At 53.1% G+C, this 14,714-nt stretch carries 15 protein-coding genes and 2 tRNA genes; 4 read left to right on the top strand and 13 right to left on the bottom strand.

What is annotated here, in order from left to right:
* Window positions 1-10: 10 nt before the first annotated feature.
* The 4 genes from RRY12_04525 to RRY12_04510 form a co-directional block, all read right to left on the bottom strand.
* The gene (locus RRY12_04525; GenBank protein MEG2183920.1) at window positions 11-2,197 is read right to left on the bottom strand and encodes an aldehyde ferredoxin oxidoreductase C-terminal domain-containing protein; all 2,187 of its coding nucleotides are present in this window, start codon (window positions 2,195-2,197) and stop codon (window positions 11-13) included.
* A 15-nt stretch (window positions 2,198-2,212) separates the two neighbouring features.
* Window positions 2,213-2,602: a 4Fe-4S binding protein gene (locus RRY12_04520; protein ID MEG2183919.1), complete on the bottom strand. Its 390-nt coding sequence runs from the start codon at window positions 2,600-2,602 to the stop codon at window positions 2,213-2,215.
* A gap of 271 nt (window positions 2,603-2,873) precedes the next feature.
* Window positions 2,874-3,035, bottom strand: a complete 162-nt coding sequence (locus tag RRY12_04515) for a hypothetical protein (protein ID MEG2183918.1) — start codon at window positions 3,033-3,035, stop codon at window positions 2,874-2,876.
* A gap of 7 nt (window positions 3,036-3,042) precedes the next feature.
* The gene (locus RRY12_04510) at window positions 3,043-3,600 is read right to left on the bottom strand and encodes a flavin reductase family protein (GenBank protein ID MEG2183917.1); all 558 of its coding nucleotides are present in this window, start codon (window positions 3,598-3,600) and stop codon (window positions 3,043-3,045) included.
* A gap of 120 nt (window positions 3,601-3,720) precedes the next feature.
* On the opposite strand from RRY12_04510, the gene RRY12_04505 reads away from it, so the two are divergent.
* Genes RRY12_04505 through RRY12_04495 form a run of 3 tightly spaced genes read left to right on the top strand, consistent with a single transcriptional unit; the run spans window position 3,721 to window position 6,155 of the window.
* Complete coding sequence (locus RRY12_04505; protein ID MEG2183916.1) at window positions 3,721-4,488, top strand: ABC transporter permease; 768 nt, start codon at window positions 3,721-3,723, stop codon at window positions 4,486-4,488.
* Window positions 4,485-5,231, top strand: coding sequence for an ABC transporter ATP-binding protein (locus RRY12_04500; protein ID MEG2183915.1), 747 nt, complete (start codon window positions 4,485-4,487; stop codon window positions 5,229-5,231). Before RRY12_04505 ends, RRY12_04500 begins: the two co-directional genes overlap by 4 nt.
* Window positions 5,232-5,246: 15 nt before the next feature.
* A complete protein-coding gene (locus tag RRY12_04495; GenBank protein ID MEG2183914.1) occupies window positions 5,247-6,155 on the top strand; it encodes an MBL fold metallo-hydrolase in 909 nt (302 codons plus the stop codon).
* A gap of 74 nt (window positions 6,156-6,229) precedes the next feature.
* On the opposite strand, the gene RRY12_04490 is transcribed toward RRY12_04495, so the two are convergent.
* From RRY12_04490 to RRY12_04455, 8 genes are all read right to left on the bottom strand, one after another.
* Window positions 6,230-6,838 carry a nucleotidyltransferase domain-containing protein gene (locus tag RRY12_04490; protein MEG2183913.1) on the bottom strand — a complete coding sequence of 203 codons (609 nt, stop codon included), beginning with the start codon at window positions 6,836-6,838 and terminating at the stop codon, window positions 6,230-6,232.
* An 82-nt stretch (window positions 6,839-6,920) separates the two neighbouring features.
* A tRNA-Glu gene (locus RRY12_04485) sits at window positions 6,921-6,996 on the bottom strand.
* Between the two features lie 9 nt (window positions 6,997-7,005).
* Window positions 7,006-7,081: transfer RNA gene (locus RRY12_04480), tRNA-Lys, on the bottom strand.
* 284 nt (window positions 7,082-7,365) lie between these two features.
* Window positions 7,366-9,054, bottom strand: coding sequence for a peptide ABC transporter substrate-binding protein (locus RRY12_04475; GenBank protein ID MEG2183912.1), 1,689 nt, complete (start codon window positions 9,052-9,054; stop codon window positions 7,366-7,368).
* Window positions 9,055-9,200: 146 nt separating this feature from the next.
* On the bottom strand, window positions 9,201-10,169 hold the full coding sequence (locus RRY12_04470; protein ID MEG2183911.1) for an ATP-binding cassette domain-containing protein: 969 nt from the start codon (window positions 10,167-10,169) through the stop codon (window positions 9,201-9,203).
* Window positions 10,159-11,196: an ABC transporter ATP-binding protein gene (locus RRY12_04465; protein ID MEG2183910.1), complete on the bottom strand. Its 1,038-nt coding sequence runs from the start codon at window positions 11,194-11,196 to the stop codon at window positions 10,159-10,161. The genes RRY12_04470 and RRY12_04465 overlap by 11 nt, the downstream gene beginning before the upstream one ends.
* A 9-nt stretch (window positions 11,197-11,205) precedes the next feature.
* Window positions 11,206-12,477: an ABC transporter permease gene (locus RRY12_04460; GenBank protein ID MEG2183909.1), complete on the bottom strand. Its 1,272-nt coding sequence runs from the start codon at window positions 12,475-12,477 to the stop codon at window positions 11,206-11,208.
* A gap of 12 nt (window positions 12,478-12,489) precedes the next feature.
* Window positions 12,490-13,407, bottom strand: a complete 918-nt coding sequence (locus RRY12_04455) for an ABC transporter permease (GenBank protein ID MEG2183908.1) — start codon at window positions 13,405-13,407, stop codon at window positions 12,490-12,492.
* Between the two features lie 409 nt (window positions 13,408-13,816).
* Between RRY12_04455 and RRY12_04450 the strand changes: the two genes are divergently transcribed.
* Window positions 13,817-13,996, top strand: a complete 180-nt coding sequence (locus RRY12_04450) for a hypothetical protein (GenBank protein MEG2183907.1) — start codon at window positions 13,817-13,819, stop codon at window positions 13,994-13,996.
* A 90-nt stretch (window positions 13,997-14,086) separates the two neighbouring features.
* On the opposite strand, the gene plsY is transcribed toward RRY12_04450, so the two are convergent.
* Window positions 14,087-14,692, bottom strand: a complete 606-nt coding sequence (gene plsY, locus RRY12_04445) for a glycerol-3-phosphate 1-O-acyltransferase PlsY (GenBank protein ID MEG2183906.1) — start codon at window positions 14,690-14,692, stop codon at window positions 14,087-14,089.
* Window positions 14,693-14,714 lie beyond the last annotated feature (22 nt).

The following is a 14,714-nucleotide window of genomic DNA, read 5'->3' as shown; positions in this document are numbered from 1 at the left end:
CCGCGCTCCTTTATGCTTCGAATTCGTCCTCGGGCTTCAAGTGCTTGTTGAGAAGCTCCACGACGTCAGGATAGTCTATGCCGAGGCGCTTTACCGTCTCAAGCGTGGGGATGCCGTTCTTGTTCCAGCCGCGGCGCTTGTAGACGGCCATCTTAAGCTGCTGCCACTGTCCGCGGCGACGCTTCTGGAGTTCGGCTATCTTTTCCTTCACAGACATGCCTTCTATGTCCACATCAAATTCTTTGAGCTTTCCGTCAAAGTAATCGGCGCGCACGTTCCATTCGTCTTCCCACACCGGGCCCAAGCCGCGGTCCGGCGCGTGGTGGTACTCAGATGTGCCTTTGCCCATGCGGAGGTTGAAGATGCGCTCGAAGTTGTAGACCTTCTCAGATTGATCTATGAGGCCTTCGCGTGTCAGGTGTTTGCCTGTGATGGCCTCGAAGATGTCAAGGTAGTTCTGGAGGTGTTCGGGGACCCTCGCCGCTTCGATGCCCTTGAACTTCATGCCGTTGTCCGCGGGTTCGATGTCGTTCCACGGAAGCTTGCAGAGCCCCTGGAGCGAGAACCACAGACGGAAGTTCGGGAAGAAGAAGAGCGCTTCTGCCTTGTCTTCGTATGTGGGGAGCTGCTTGTTTACCATGTCCATGAAGATGAGCCACGCTTCGTCGTGCTGCGGGCCTTTCAGCGTAAGGAAGTAGCCGCCCCACTGAGCGATGGATTCCTGGCAGCGGTATTCGGAGGCTTCAAGTCCCTGGCAGACCATGCCTATCTTCTTCATCGTCTCAAGGTCGGCGCCGTAGTGCTTCGCAAAATATTCGCGGGCCTCTTCGATGCCGTGTCCGCAGGCTATCGCAAACTCGTCGCTTCCGTGCGCTATGCGGTGCAGCAGCTCCATGATGTCCTTCTTGTTGCCGAAGTTGAGTTCAAGGCCGTGGGTGTTTTCTTTGTTGATTAGGCCAAGCTCGTAGCATTCGCAGTAGAAGGCCATGCCTGTGCCGAGAGAGATGGTGTCAAGGCCGTAATGGTCGGCGTAGAAGTTTGCTTCGATGGTCCAGAGCGGGTCGAAGATGCCGAGGTTTGAGCCAAGGCCGGCCGCCGTTTCGTATTCGGGGCCGTCAACGATGACTTCTTTGCCCTTCCACGGCCCGGTCTGGAGCGGGAAGTGATCCACAGCCTTGGCGCAGGCGAGCGAGCAGCCGTACCAGCAGCCGTCGGCCATCCCCTGCGTGAAGAGCTTTATGTAGGATTCTGAGCTGATGCTGTCGATATCCTTATGGCGTCCGTACTTGTAATTGTTGACGGGAAGCAGCGAATAGGCGTCCATGATCTCCGTAAGGTGCGCGGTGCCGGCGGAGCGCATCTTGCACTGCTTGTCGTCGAGGTCGTGGATACGCTTGTGCAGGCTGGCGCCAGCCTTCTGTATCGTCTTGATGTCCACTGGGTCGTTCTCAAGGCCCGTGAAGTGCGTGCGTTTTACGACGAGCGCTACGACGCCCTTGTCGCAAAGCACCGTACCGCCGCCGCCGCGTCCAGCCTGCTTCAGGCGCACGGCCTTGCGGCGCACGTCGTAGAAGCTGAAGTTCATGCCGGCCCAGTAGCTTGTACGGGCGCCCTCTCCGCTGGAGACGACGGAAATGGTGCGTTTGTCCTCGTCGTCCTTCGCGAAATATTCGTGGAGATCTTCGGAGACGGCGTAGGCGTTGATGTCCTCCAGGTTGGACTCAAAGACCTGCACCTTGTTGTTGTCTCCGTCGATGAAAATGACGACGGGACGGTCGGCCTTGCCCTGAAGCTCAAGCGCGTCAAAGCCCGCGAATTTCAAAAACGGCGCGAAGTATCCGCCCGCGTTGCTGTTGTATGTCTGTTTGGTGGCGGGGGAGAGAAATACTGAATAGCATTTGCCCGCGCCGGGGTACTGCGTGATGCCGCAGAAGGGGCCGCCCGCTATAACGATTTCGTTATCGGGGTCGTCCCATTTCGTATTTTCATTGACGGCGTCCCATAGCAGTTTGAGGCCGAAGCCGCGTCCGCCGGTGAACTTTTCTATCATGTCCTCTGAGACGGGACGCTGCTCAAATTTATAGTTGCCGTCCTTGTTGCCGAGGCCGAGATAGAGCGTCTCTTTGGAATATCCGTGGTGTATTTTCGCCGGGTCGAACGACCATTCGTAAAGAAGTTTCATTGGTTCCTGTGCCATAGTTCTCTCTCCTTCCTACGCCTTAGCGGGTACGTTTATCAGTTCAAGCGCGCCGGTCGGGCATTTGCGGGCGCAGATGCCGCAGGCGATGCACTTGAAAGGTTCCGTCTGTTTGTCGCCGTCAAAGAACATGCACGCAAACGGGCAGAAACCAACGCACATAAGGCAGGAGGTGCACTTTTCCTTGCGGACCTGGACAACTCCGTTTGCGTCGCGCACAAGCGCCTGCGTCGGGCATACTTCTATGCACGCGCCGCACTGTGAGCAGATGTTGATGTTCGCAAAGCCGGCCATGTCCTCTACCTTCACTCTGGAAAGCTCTTTTGAATCTTCCTTGAAATATGCTTTGGAGCACGCTTCCATACACGCTCCGCACTTAACGCATTTTTCAGCGTTTACCTGCATCACTTTCACACAAAATCCCTCCACTGTATAAAATTTTTTAAGACGGCCCGAACCTGCGTTCGGACAATCTTCCCCAATGTGAAAATTTTATCACAAATAGCCGGGCTATTTCCATAGATAATTAATATTGCTCACTTTTGTTTTTTTAAAAATGAACATAATTGAAATCATATAAGTGGGTAAATCATTTTAGGGCTGTGTGCGGCGCGGGCGCGGCCTGTGAGGGAGATAAAACGGCGGGGCGCCTCATGCAAAAGCGCCCCGCATCGTATTATTTATTGCTTTCGTCGCCCGACTCGTTTTCAAACGGTATCTGATGCTTGTCGGCGCATTCGTAGCATATCACTACGCTGTTTCCATCCTCGTCCTCCGCCTCGTGAAAGAGGTCGCAGCATTCGCGCAGAGGCTTTTGACAGATAGCACATCTTAACATTTGGTTATCACTTTCCCTTTCTTTTCACGGAACAGCCGAAGGTGCCGACTTGACGTCCGAGCGTAAAATATTTCCCGTGCACAAGCGCTGTAAGATTCGCCTTTTCAAGATGCAGCACGCCCTTTGCGTCGAGAAGTTTTTCGTCTACGTCGACCGCCACTATCTTCGCAAGGAACATCTCGTGGCTGCCAAGCAGCAGGCTCTTTTCAACGACGCATTCCAGATTGACGGGGCTTTCCTCTATCAACGGCGCGCTCACCTTTGAGGCGGCGCCCGGCGTAAGCCCCGGCAGCGAGAATTTAGCTACGTCGCGGCCGGATTTCACGCCGCAGAAATCAGCGTTCCAGACGAGCCTGTCCGTAGTGAGATTTATGACGAACTCTCCCGTGGACTTGATCAGCCCATAGGAATAACGTTCCGGCCTGACGGATATATAGGTCATAGGCGGCTCAGAATTGACGATGCCGGTCCACGCGACCGTGATTATGTTGGATTTTTCCGCAGTCCCGCATGATACAAGAGCGACCGGCAGAGGATAGAGCATCGTGCCGGGCTTCCATGTCACTTTTGCCAAAATTACCACACCCCGCTTTCAAAACTTTTCGCAAAACCAATACATATTATAGTGCCATTCTCATTTATACAAGGTACAATAACTGCGAAAGACGAAGGTGGATTTTGCCGGATGAAAAATTCTGCGTTAAAAAAATTGATAGAAGGCGGCCTCATATTTCCTCTGCTTGTGCTCGCGCTCTGGTGGTACGGCGCGGCGCGCGGATGGTGGAACAGCTTTTTGCTGCCGGCGCCTTACGACGTGTTGCGCGCATTCAATGACGCTATGGCGGACGGCACTCTGCCGCACAACCTCTGGGCCAGCGTAAGCCGTATCGCCGTAGGCTTTGGGCTCTCCGCGGTCCTTGCGCTCGCGCTTGCTTTTTTTACAAGCGCCTTTCCGTTTATCGGCAGGCAGCTTGAGCCTACGCTTGAATTTCTGCGGCACATCCCGCCGATGGCCGTCATCCCCATGCTCATACTGTGGTTCGGCATAGGCGAGACGCCGAAGATAATACTTATAATCCTCGCCACCTTCTTTCCCGTATTTTTAAATACGCTTCAGGGCATAAAGGACTGCGACCCGAAATTGAAAGAGGTGGCGCGCGTATTCGGCTATACGAAATGGGAGACGTGCCGCCGCGTCATACTTCCCTCCGCCCTGCCTTCCATCTTCACCGGCCTGCGCCTCGGGCTTGGCTACAGCTGGCGTTCGCTCGTCGCGGCTGAGCTTGTCGCCGCCTCTTCCGGCCTGGGCTACATGATACTTGACGCGGAGCAGCTCTCACGTTCGGACGTCGTGCTGATGGGGATATTCGTCATTGGCGCGCTTGGAGCGGCTCTTGACTGCATTTTCGCGCTCGCCTCAAAATTTGCCTTCAAAAGGGCGGCTGAAAAATGAAAGAACTGATATTGAGCGGAGTATCGAAGAGATTTGAGATAGAAGGCCGCGCGGTAAACGCGCTTTCTAATATCAACCTTGAAATAGGCGAGAATGAATTTGTCACTATAGTTGGCAGGAGCGGCTCAGGAAAGACGACTTTGCTCAGGATACTGGCGGGCCTTGAAGAGCCGACGGAGGGGCGTATAACGTGCGGAGGGGCCGTCTGCGGCAAAGAGGCGCCTCTGCCTGCCGGGATGGTATTTCAGGAGCCGAGGCTCATGCCGTGGCTCTCCGCCGTCGACAACATATTGTTCGCCTATCCTCCGCGGGAGAGGGGCGCGTCTGAGGCGGAAAAGGCGCGAAAAATGATAGCCCTTGTAGGGCTCAAAGGCTACGAAGAGGCGCTGCCGTCGCAGCTTTCGGGCGGCATGGCGCAGCGCGTAGCGCTTGGACGCGCGCTCATAAAAGACCCGGAGATGATACTTCTTGATGAACCGCTGAGCGCCCTCGACTACTTCACGCGAAGGACGATGCAGCGCGAGCTGATACGCATATACAGGGAAGAAAAAAAGAGCTTCATAATGGTGACTCATGACGTGGGGGAGGCGCTGCGCCTCGGCACGCACGTCATCGTATTAAAAGACGGCGCCGTAGCCTATGAGGTGCGTGTGCGTATGCCGTATCCGAGGCCTCGCAGCACCCCAGAGTTCCAGCGCCTTATAGACAGCGTGCTCGCGGCTATTGGAGAAAGCGAAGAATAGAGCGGAGAGTGAAAAATGGCGGCGACAGAATTATTTCCCGGCCTTTACAGGATAAGCCTCCCGATACCGCGCGGCGGGTTTGAATCTTTTCTGGACGGCTGGTTCATCGAGGACGAGGAGCGCGGACAAAACATACTGGTGGAGACAGGGCCGGCCTCGGCGTCGCCTGAGCTGCTTTTGCAGCTTGCGTCGCTTGGCCTCGCAAAGATAGACTATCTCATATATACGCACATCCATCTTGACCACGCGGGCGGCGCGGGTCATTTCATAGAACATTTTCCAGAGACTAAAGTCCTTGCGCCTCTGCGCGGGCGTCCGCATCTTGTAGACCCTAAAAAGCTGATATCGGGAAGCAGGGCGAGCTTAGGCGGCCTCTGCGACGCATACGGGCTGCCGCGGCCGGTGCCGCTGGAAAATATACTTGAAGACGGTTCGCAGATAAAGGGCCTTGAAACGATAGACACACCGGGGCACGCGCCGCATCACAGCTCATATATCTACGAAACGCACGGACGCCGCATACTCTTTCCCGGAGAGGCGGCGGGCTGCCTCTTTCCCCTTGACGACGGAGACTTCTTCATGCGCCCCGCAACGCCGCACAAATTTTATTACGACACGGAGATATCATCGCTTGACAAACTGCTGGCGCTTGAGGATATAGAGCTGGCCTGCTTCCCGCATTCTGGATACATCAAAAACCCGATGGCCGTGATGCTTGAAGCGAAAAAACAGCTCGAACTCTGGCTTGAAGTGACGCAGGAGCTGCCTGCTGAGGCCGACGCGGATGAGGCTGTAAAAAGGCTCACAGTCCGTGACCCGATGCTGAAAAAGCTGGACCGCCTGCCGCAGATGGTGAGGGAACGCGAACTGTTCTTTCTAAGGCAGTCGGCGAAAGGTTTTCTCGGATGGGTGCGGCGCGGATAGCAGGCGGCGCGCGGCCTTAGGCCCGCTCTTTGATAAGCTCCGCGCTCCATTTCAGAAGCAGTTCGGAGCCCTCTTTAAAAACCTCGGGCCGCAAGATATTTTCGTTCAAAGTTTTTATGTAAAAAGGAAAGCACGTCGCGGCCTGCGCCGTACAGAAGGCCTTCAAGCTCGTCAGATCTTTTGACGTATCTTCCTGTTTTGCAATAGAGCTCTGCTCTGAGCGTGAAAAAGGCCGATTTGTATAAAGCAGAAAGCAGCTCGCCGCTTTTTTCATAGAGAAAATTGTGACAGCATCCGTGATATATGGCGCAGGCAGATGTCGCGACGGCCGCGGCCGCGTCGTTTTTTGTGAAATATCCCTTAATAAAATCAAGCGTTCCGTAGATGGGGACGGTGTCGTGATAGAGCGTGAAAAGTTCGGAGGGGAGCCATCCCAGCAGCTCTTTTTTTCCTGATACGAAGCCGCAGGCAAGCTCTTTTTCCGGCATCGACTCAAGCAGCGCGCCGTAGGCGCTTAAGTCTTCAAAGGTCATCTCGTTTAAAACGACCACCATGTCGATGTCGCTTGAGGGACGAGCTTCGCCGCGGCCCCGGCTGCCCTGAAGGCCGATAAAAACTACCCTGTCGCCAAAGGCCGCCAGTAATTTCTCCGTCAATGTTTTTGTCCATATTTTGATATCCATCGCCGCGCCTCCGAAAAAAATTAAAAGCATCGTAGACAAAAAACGCAGTCACCTTTAAGATGACTGCGTATATTTGCAAAAATGGCGGTCCTAACGGGATTCGGACCCGTGTCGCCGCCTTGAAAGGGCGGTGTCCTTGGCCTCTGGACGATAGGACCGTCAAAAAGTGGTGAGCCGTTCGGGACTCGAACCCGAGACACCCGGATTAAAAGTCCGGTGCTCTACCAACTGAGCTAACAGCTCACTCAACTACCACGAGGAGTTATTTTACAGCATTTTGCTATTTTGTCAACTCTAATATTTCACGAAATTTTTCGGAAATTTTTCAGGTGTTATTTCATGCAAAAGAGGGCCGTCGGAAGACGACGCGCGAAGCGTTTTCGTCATGCCGGCACGCGGCGCGCCTTATTCCATTCTATCGATTATTTTCTTCCATGTTTTCTGCGCCGTAATATATTGCGCGAACAAGCCGGTCCGCGCCCAAGAAAATAGTGCGCGGACCGGCTTGTGATGGAATTTTACGATGGTTATTTACTTAATGTCGCGTCCCAGAACTTCCATTCGCCGACTTTGTTTCTCCATACGTTCGTCACCTTGTCCTGATTGACGAGGTAGCAGAAGTTGCCGTAATAGAGCGGAGCTATCGGCATTTCCTCCATGAGGATGGTTTCAGCCTTTTTAAGGTGCTCATCGCGCGTTTTGCCCATGGTTCTCTGAGCTTTGGCTATCTCGTCTCCAAAGGCCTTCTGCTTGGGGTTGAGGACCTTGTCGTGCGGAGCTACCTTTGACTTCGTTCCTCTCCACTGGCATTCGTTCCAGCTGCTGTCGGCTGCGAAGGCGTCAAAGAAGGTCATTGGGTCTGAGTAGTCGCCGGTCCAGTTTCCTCCGCTGATGAGGAAGTCGCCCCTCTTGCGCTTGTCTACGAGCACCTGCCACTCCATGTTGTCGAGCGTGACGTTGATGTTGAGGTTGTTTTTAAGCATCTCCTGGATTGCTTCGGACATCTTTTTGAGCGATTCTTTTGTTACATAGCTGTAGGTTATCTTCGGGAATCCCTTGCCGTTTGGATAGCCGGCGTCGGCCAGAAGCTTCTGCGCCTCTTTGACGCGTGCCGCGTTGGGATCTATTCCGTATTCAGCCGCGGGCTTGCCTGACGCGTCGAGTTTTCTGAAGCTCTTGCCGTCGGAGAAGGAAAGTACGGGGGGCACGATGCCTGTCGCCGGAGTTTCGCCGCCCTTAAGAGCGGAGGCGCAGATGGCTTTTCTGTCCAGAGCGAGTGAGAATGCTTTTCTGACGCGCGGGTCGTTGAACGGAGCCTTGTCAACGTTGAAGATTATGTAGGCTGTCTGAAGTCTCGGCGTGAAGACGAGGTTCGGCTCTTCCGCTATGAGCTTTGAGAGCTCGGAGGGCGGGATCTCGGGATTGACGTGGATGTCGCCCGCGTTGAAGGCGTTGAGCGCCGTCGTCTGCTCGTTGACGAAGACCATCTTGACTTTGTCTATCTTGACAAGCTTTTTGTCATAGAATTTGTTGTTTTTGGCTATTGTGAGGTTGTCGCCTAATTTGTATGATTCAAGAACGAACGGGCCGTTTGAGACGCAGGTCTTGGGGTTTTTCTCCCAGCCGTCGCCGTACTTTTCAACGATATCCTTTCTCACTGGCATGAAGCAGAAAAATGATGTGAGGTTGAGGAAGAAGGGCGTCTTTGATTCAAGTTTGACTTCAAAGGTCTTCGCGTCTATGGCTTTGACGCCGAGCTTGTCGGCCTTCACTTTGCCTTCAAAGAAGGCTTTCGCGTTCTTTATGTACGAGGTGCCCATGTACGAGTATTCCGCGCCGGCCTTGGGGTCGACCAGTCTACGCCACGCGTATTCGAAATCGTAGGCGGTGACGGGTTTTCCGTCCGACCATACGATGTTTGGCTTAAGGTAGAATGTGTAGGTGAGGCCGTCGTCAGAGACTTTGTATTTTTCAGCCTGGCCGGGAACAAGCTTGCCTTCTTTTGTGTCGCGCATCAGTCCCTCAAAGATGTTGCCGATGACGAAGCTTCCGCCCGAATCATCTATCGTCGGATCCCATGATTTGAGTTCTTTGCCGTGGTTGAAGACAAGGACTTTTGAATCTGAAGCCGCCCATGATTCGGCTGCCGGGGCAAAGAGCGCCGCCATGGCAAGTACCGCGCAGAGCATAAATCTTAAAACAGGTTTATTTGACATAGTAAATTCTCCTCTCTCTTTCAAGGCTGATTTCGCCATATCCGTCTTTTGCGTGAAACGCCGCCTGTACCAGTTTATCCCTATCAAGCGCTATCTTTGCCGCACGGCATATCTCCCTTCAGATTTTTTATATCGTTTGGAAATTGTTAAAACAGATGGCACGCCGCAAAATGTTCTGCGCCTATCTCTTTCAGGCGCGGCGTCTCTTCGGCGCATATTTTTTTTGTGTACCGGCAGCGCGTTCGGAACTTACAGCCTGATGGCGGGTTGAGCGGGCTTGGCACGTCTCCTTCAAGTATTATGTTTTTTATCTCGGCGCGCGGGTTCGGTATCGGGATGGAGGACAAAAGCGCCTGCGTATATGGGTGCTGAGGGTTGTTGTAAAGCGTATCCGACGTTGTCAGCTCCATCAGGCTGCCCAGGTACATGACGCCCACTCTGTCCGATATGTGGCGCACCATCGAAAGGTCGTGCGCGATGAAAAGATAGGTCAGCCCTATCTCGTGCTGGAGGTCCTCCAGCATGTTGACCACCTGCGCCTGCACGGAGACGTCGAGCGCCGATATCGGCTCGTCGCAGATGATAAACTCAGGCATGACGGAAAGCGCCCTTGCGATGCCTATTCTCTGGCGCTGGCCGCCCGAAAATTCGTGCGGATATCTGTTTGCGTGGTTCTTTCCAAGCCCTACTTTGTCGAGCAGCTCGAATATCCTCTCCTGCCGTTCTTTGCCGGAGGCCAGGTGGTGGATGTCAAGCGGTTCGCCTATTATGTCCGCCACCGTCATGCGCGGGTCAAGCGACGCGTAGGGGTCCTGGAATATCATCTGTATTTTTTTTCTGTAAGGCATAAAATCTTTCTGGCTGAGCTTTGCGATGTCCGTTTCGTTGTATAGTATCTGGCCTCCGGTGGGTTCGTAGAGCCGCATTATGGTCCTGCCCGCGGTGGTCTTTCCGCATCCCGATTCACCGACGAGGCCCAGCGTCTCACCTTTTTTGATGTAGAAGCTGACGTCGTCCACCGCTTTTATCTCCTGCATTTTTTTTGAGATGATGCCGGTATCCTTATAGAAATATTTTTTTAGATTTTTTACGTCGATCAAAACGTTATCTTTCATTTGAGCCGACGCCTCCCTTCATGGAGCAGTAACGTTCGTTTTTTGCGGCGCGGTCGTCAAGAAGCCAGCACATCGCGCGGTGTCCGTCGTTTTGGGCGTAGTATCCAGGCTGAAGTTTGTTGCATATATTCATGGCAAAGGAACACCTTGGGGAGAACGGGCAGCCCTGCGGCGGGTTGAGCAGATCGGGCGGCGTGCCGGGAATAGGTATGAGGCGTTCTCTTTCGCCCGCGGCGGCGTTTGGAATGGATTTCAGCAGCCCCATCGTGTACGGATGTGACGGATTGAAGAAAATGTCCTCCGCCGTGCCCTCTTCCATTATCAGCCCCGCGTACATGACGGCTATCCTGTCGCAGATGTCGGCCACGACGCCTAAATCGTGCGTTATCAGTATCGTCGAGGCGCCTGTGCTTGCGCCCAGTTCACGGATGAGGCGTATTATCTGCGCCTGTATGGTCACGTCGAGCGCCGTCGTAGGTTCGTCCGCTATTAGCAGCGACGGTTCGCACGAAAGAGCCATAGCTATCATCGCGCGCTGGCGCATTCCGCCGGAAAACTCGTGCGGATAGCAGCGAGCTCTGCGTTCACTGTCGGGTATGCCAACCTTTTCAAGCATCTGCACAGCCTTTTCCTCCGCCTCTTTCTTTGAGAGGTTTTGATGCTTTCTGAGCACCTCCTCAATCTGAAAGCCGATCTTCAAAACGGGGTTCAGCGACGTCATAGGGTCCTGGAAGATCATCGCTATGTCGTTGCCGCGTATCCGCGACATCTCATTTTCATTTTTTTTGAGCAGGTCGGTGCCTTTGAAAAAAATCTCTCCGGCGGTCACCTTTCCGGGGTGTAGCAGAAGGCGCATCACGGAAAGAGCCGTAACGCTTTTGCCGCTGCCGGATTCGCCCACGATCCCAAGCACCTCTCCCTTATTTACCTGAAGGTCGATGCCCCGTAACGCCTTTACCTCTCCAAGATGGGTAAAAAACGAGGTGTAAAGGCCGCGCATACTTAAAATAGTTTCTTTAGCAGACATTTTTCAGCCCTACTTTCTTAGTTTGGGGTCAAGCGCGTCGCGCATGCCGTCCCCAAGCAGGTTGAAGGTCAAAATTGTGAGTGAGATGGCGGCGGCGGGGAAGAGGAGCTGCTGAGGGAAGGTGTACAGCCCCTCAAGCGCGTCGTTGCAGAGCGTCCCCCATGAGGCCACCGGCGCGGATACGCCAAGGCCGACGAAGCTCAAAAAGGCCTCTGTGAAAATCGCGTTCGGTATCATCATCGTTATTGTGACCATGATAGGCCCCATTATATTTGGCAGAAGATGCCGGAAGAGGATGTAGCTGGTCGGCGCGCCAAGCGACCTTGCAGCGAGCACGAACTCCTGTTCTTTCAGCGAAAGCACCTGTCCGCGCACAAGCCGCGCCATCCCGACCCAGTAGGTCAGCCCTATCGTGAGGATGATGGTCGTAACACCGCCGCTGTCGAAAAGGACGCGCAGAAGTATGACGAACAGCAAAGTCGGTATCGTGTTTATTATGTCCACGAACCGCATCATAGCGTCGTCGACCTTGCCTCCGCAGTAGCCGGATACGCCGCCGAATATGACCCCGATGATGAAGCAGACGAGCGCGGTTGCAAAGCCCACCGCAAGAGAAATGCGCGCGCCGTAGATGATGCGGATGAAGAGGTCGCGCCCCAGCGCGTCGTTGCCAAGGATATAGTTTTTATTTCTTACGTTAAGCGTAGGCTCTATCTCTTTGCCGTCCGCCGTAACGGTGTATCTCTGCATATTTTCAAGGGCGCTTTCCTCCTGCGCGAGATTTACCTTCTCTCCGCGCGCGGCAGCCTTCCTTATGGAATAGAGTTTCTTTTTCGCCTGGAAATATTTACTGTAGTCGACGTCGATAGTCTTGCCGTCCAGCAGGAAATTCTTTTTTCTGTTTATCGGGTCGTCCAAAGCGACCTCCGCCATTTTGCCAAGCTCGCCGCTTCTTGAGACCTGCAAAACGTTATAGTCGCCCGTTATGTAAAATGTTTTGTCCGTTCCCGGAAGTTCGTAAAGGTCCAGCCTATAGGGGATGTTTGAGTAGGCGAGGTTTTGGTCCGAATACGAGTAGGGCCAGAAGTAAGGGACGACGACGGCGCCAAGCGTCATCACAGCTATAAAGGCAAGCGAGACCATCGCCGTCTTGTTTTGTTTGAACCTTCTCCAGACGTCCTGATAGAACGTGAGGCTTTTTCGCCCTATCTTCTCCGAATTTGAGTAGTCGTGCGCAGTCTCTTCCCAGAGAGATCTGTCGTTGAGGTCGTAATCTGCCATTGTCATCGCTCCCTATTCGTATTTGATTCTCGGATCGATCAGCACATAAAGGATGTCGACCAGCAGCACCATCAAGACAAGCAGGAAACCGAAAAATACCGTGACGCCCAAAATCAGCGAATAGTCCCTGTTTAAAATACTTGTGGTAAAAAGGCAGCCTATGCCAGGAATGCCAAAAACTTTCTCAACGACGAACGAGCCTGTGACGATAGTCGCCACGCACGGGCCAAGGTAGGTAACGACTGGGATCAGCGCATTTCTCAACGCGTGCCTCGTCATCACCGTGAAATTAGAAAGTCCCTTCGCGCGCGCCGTCCTTATGTAATCCTGCTGCAGCACTTCGAGCATCGACGTCCTGGTGAGCCTTGTGATGAAGGCGATGGAAAATGCTCCAATGGCAAATGCGGGGCCTATGTAGTGGCTGAAGCTCTCCGCTCCGTAAGAGGGGACCAGCCCAAGTTTTTTATTGAAGACGTACAAGAAAAGAGTGGCCAAAACAAAGCTGGGGATCGTCGTTCCGAGCGTGGCAAGGAACATCGAGGCTCTGTCCGAAAACTTATTTTGCCGCAGCGCGGCGTAGACGCCGAAGAAAATGCCGAAGGCCGTTATCATGGCGATCGCCACAAGGCCTATCTTTGCCGAATACGGGAAGCCGCTTTCGATGATGGCGCGCGTCGTCACACCCCTTTTTAAATACGATACGCCGAAATCGCCGCGCACAAAATTAAAAAGATAGGTGACGTACTGCTCGCCGATAGATTTATCGAGCCCGTATTTGGCCTCAAGCGCCACTCGCGTCTCGTCGGGCAGTCCTCGTGCGCCCGTAAAGGGACTTCCGGGTAGATTGTGCATTATCAGGAAGGTGATGGTTATTATGAACCATAGGGTCAGCAGTGCGGAAAAGGTACGTTTTAAAATATATTTTAGCAATCTTAACACATCCTTTGGCAGAAATATTTTACGATTCTGAAACTTCCAAATTACCTCTTACATAAGGACGATGTAATAAAACGTCTGGTATTTGGTAAACGGCATCACGCCTTCCAAAGACATTGCTCAATATGTTTTTTTAGTTTAGTGTAAAGTTGTTGTATAAACGAATGGTACATGCAGACTTAATGTCACTTGAATACTAGGTATACATTTCAATCTGGTAGTACCTAAGGTTCATCCAACGTCTTTGCGAGAATATATCACGCTCTGAATTTTCAGTCAAGTGAAAAAATAAGCTTGTGTCAATCGCCTGAAAAAATATCACTCAAGCGCAGTCGGAACCGATACTTCTTCTTGACTAAATCTTAAAAAGAGTTTTAATTGTCCACAAAGGGGAGGGGTTCTGATGTCCGATAAATTTATATACGACGACCCTGCTATGATGTCAATATTAGTGCAGCAGAGACAAGCAGCGGCCAATAATAACAAGATATTTGAACCAGCCTCTAAAGAAGATTGGCAGGCTAAAGGTATTATCGCTTTGGCGATATTCGTTATGGCGTTTTTGCTGTCCGTGCTAGCTTAGCTACAAATCAAAAAACAATATGATTGTCCGCGAGGATGGTCTTTTTTATGCCTTATCGCCAAACAACAAAAAATCACCAGACACAGTCCATCAATGTTTTTTGTTTGAGTTTACCTTTACTTCGGAGCCGTCCATGATGCGCGCGATGTTGCTTCTGTGGCGCCACACCGAGAGCGCGGCCAGAAAAAGCGAAGCCGCAGTATACTGCCAGGGCATACCGAATGCGGCTGTGAACAGCGTGGCGATGAAAAGGCCGCCCATTGAGGCTACGGAGACGTATTTGGTGGTCTTCATGATTATGTACCACGCCCAGCCGCCCAAGAGAGCGGGCCACGGCATGAAGAAGTTGAAAAATGCGATGACGCCGAAGGAGGTAGCGACTCCCTTTCCTCCGCGAAGGCCGAGCCATACGGGGTAGTTGTGGCCGATCACGGCGCATACTCCAACCGCGGCCAGCAGCGAGGCGTCCTCTGTGAAAAGCGACGCGGCGAGCACTACGAGGCCGCCCTTCAGCATATCGAAGACAGCGACGGCTATGGCCCAGCTTCTTCCCATGAACCTTCCGACGTTTGTAGCGCCAATGTTGCCTGAGCCAAACGCGCGGATGTCGGCGCCCTTTATGTATTTCGCGACAAGGAACCCCGTGGGGCACGAACCCGCCAGATACCCGGCGGCCATCCAGAACAAAAAGGCCATCTCACCATCTCCTTGCGTAAAT

The organism is Cloacibacillus sp., from assembly GCA_036655895.1.
GTDB lineage: Bacteria > Synergistota > Synergistia > Synergistales > Synergistaceae > JAVVPF01.
The sequence above is the reverse complement of the archived record's forward strand: the minus strand, read 5'-3'. Positions and strand labels throughout refer to the sequence as shown.

Excerpts from the sequence above, each read along its gene's own strand:
- RRY12_04495 (MEG2183914.1), top strand. The coding sequence starts at position 5,247 with ATGGCGGCGACAGAATTATTTCCCGGCCTTTACAGGATAAGCCTCCCG.
- RRY12_04475 (MEG2183912.1), bottom strand. The coding sequence starts at position 9,054 with ATGTCAAATAAACCTGTTTTAAGATTTATGCTCTGCGCGGTACTTGCC.
- RRY12_04525 (MEG2183920.1), bottom strand. The coding sequence starts at position 2,197 with ATGGCACAGGAACCAATGAAACTTCTTTACGAATGGTCGTTCGACCCG.
- RRY12_04450 (MEG2183907.1), top strand. The coding sequence starts at position 13,817 with ATGTCCGATAAATTTATATACGACGACCCTGCTATGATGTCAATATTA.
- RRY12_04470 (MEG2183911.1), bottom strand. The coding sequence starts at position 10,169 with ATGAAAGATAACGTTTTGATCGACGTAAAAAATCTAAAAAAATATTTC.
- RRY12_04505 (MEG2183916.1), top strand. The coding sequence starts at position 3,721 with ATGAAAAATTCTGCGTTAAAAAAATTGATAGAAGGCGGCCTCATATTT.
- RRY12_04500 (MEG2183915.1), top strand. The coding sequence starts at position 4,485 with ATGAAAGAACTGATATTGAGCGGAGTATCGAAGAGATTTGAGATAGAA.
- RRY12_04520 (MEG2183919.1), bottom strand. The coding sequence starts at position 2,602 with ATGCAGGTAAACGCTGAAAAATGCGTTAAGTGCGGAGCGTGTATGGAA.
- RRY12_04465 (MEG2183910.1), bottom strand. The coding sequence starts at position 11,196 with ATGTCTGCTAAAGAAACTATTTTAAGTATGCGCGGCCTTTACACCTCG.
- plsY (MEG2183906.1), bottom strand. The coding sequence starts at position 14,692 with ATGGCCTTTTTGTTCTGGATGGCCGCCGGGTATCTGGCGGGTTCGTGC.
- RRY12_04460 (MEG2183909.1), bottom strand. The coding sequence starts at position 12,477 with ATGGCAGATTACGACCTCAACGACAGATCTCTCTGGGAAGAGACTGCG.
- RRY12_04515 (MEG2183918.1), bottom strand. The coding sequence starts at position 3,035 with ATGTTAAGATGTGCTATCTGTCAAAAGCCTCTGCGCGAATGCTGCGAC.
- RRY12_04490 (MEG2183913.1), bottom strand. The coding sequence starts at position 6,838 with ATGGATATCAAAATATGGACAAAAACATTGACGGAGAAATTACTGGCG.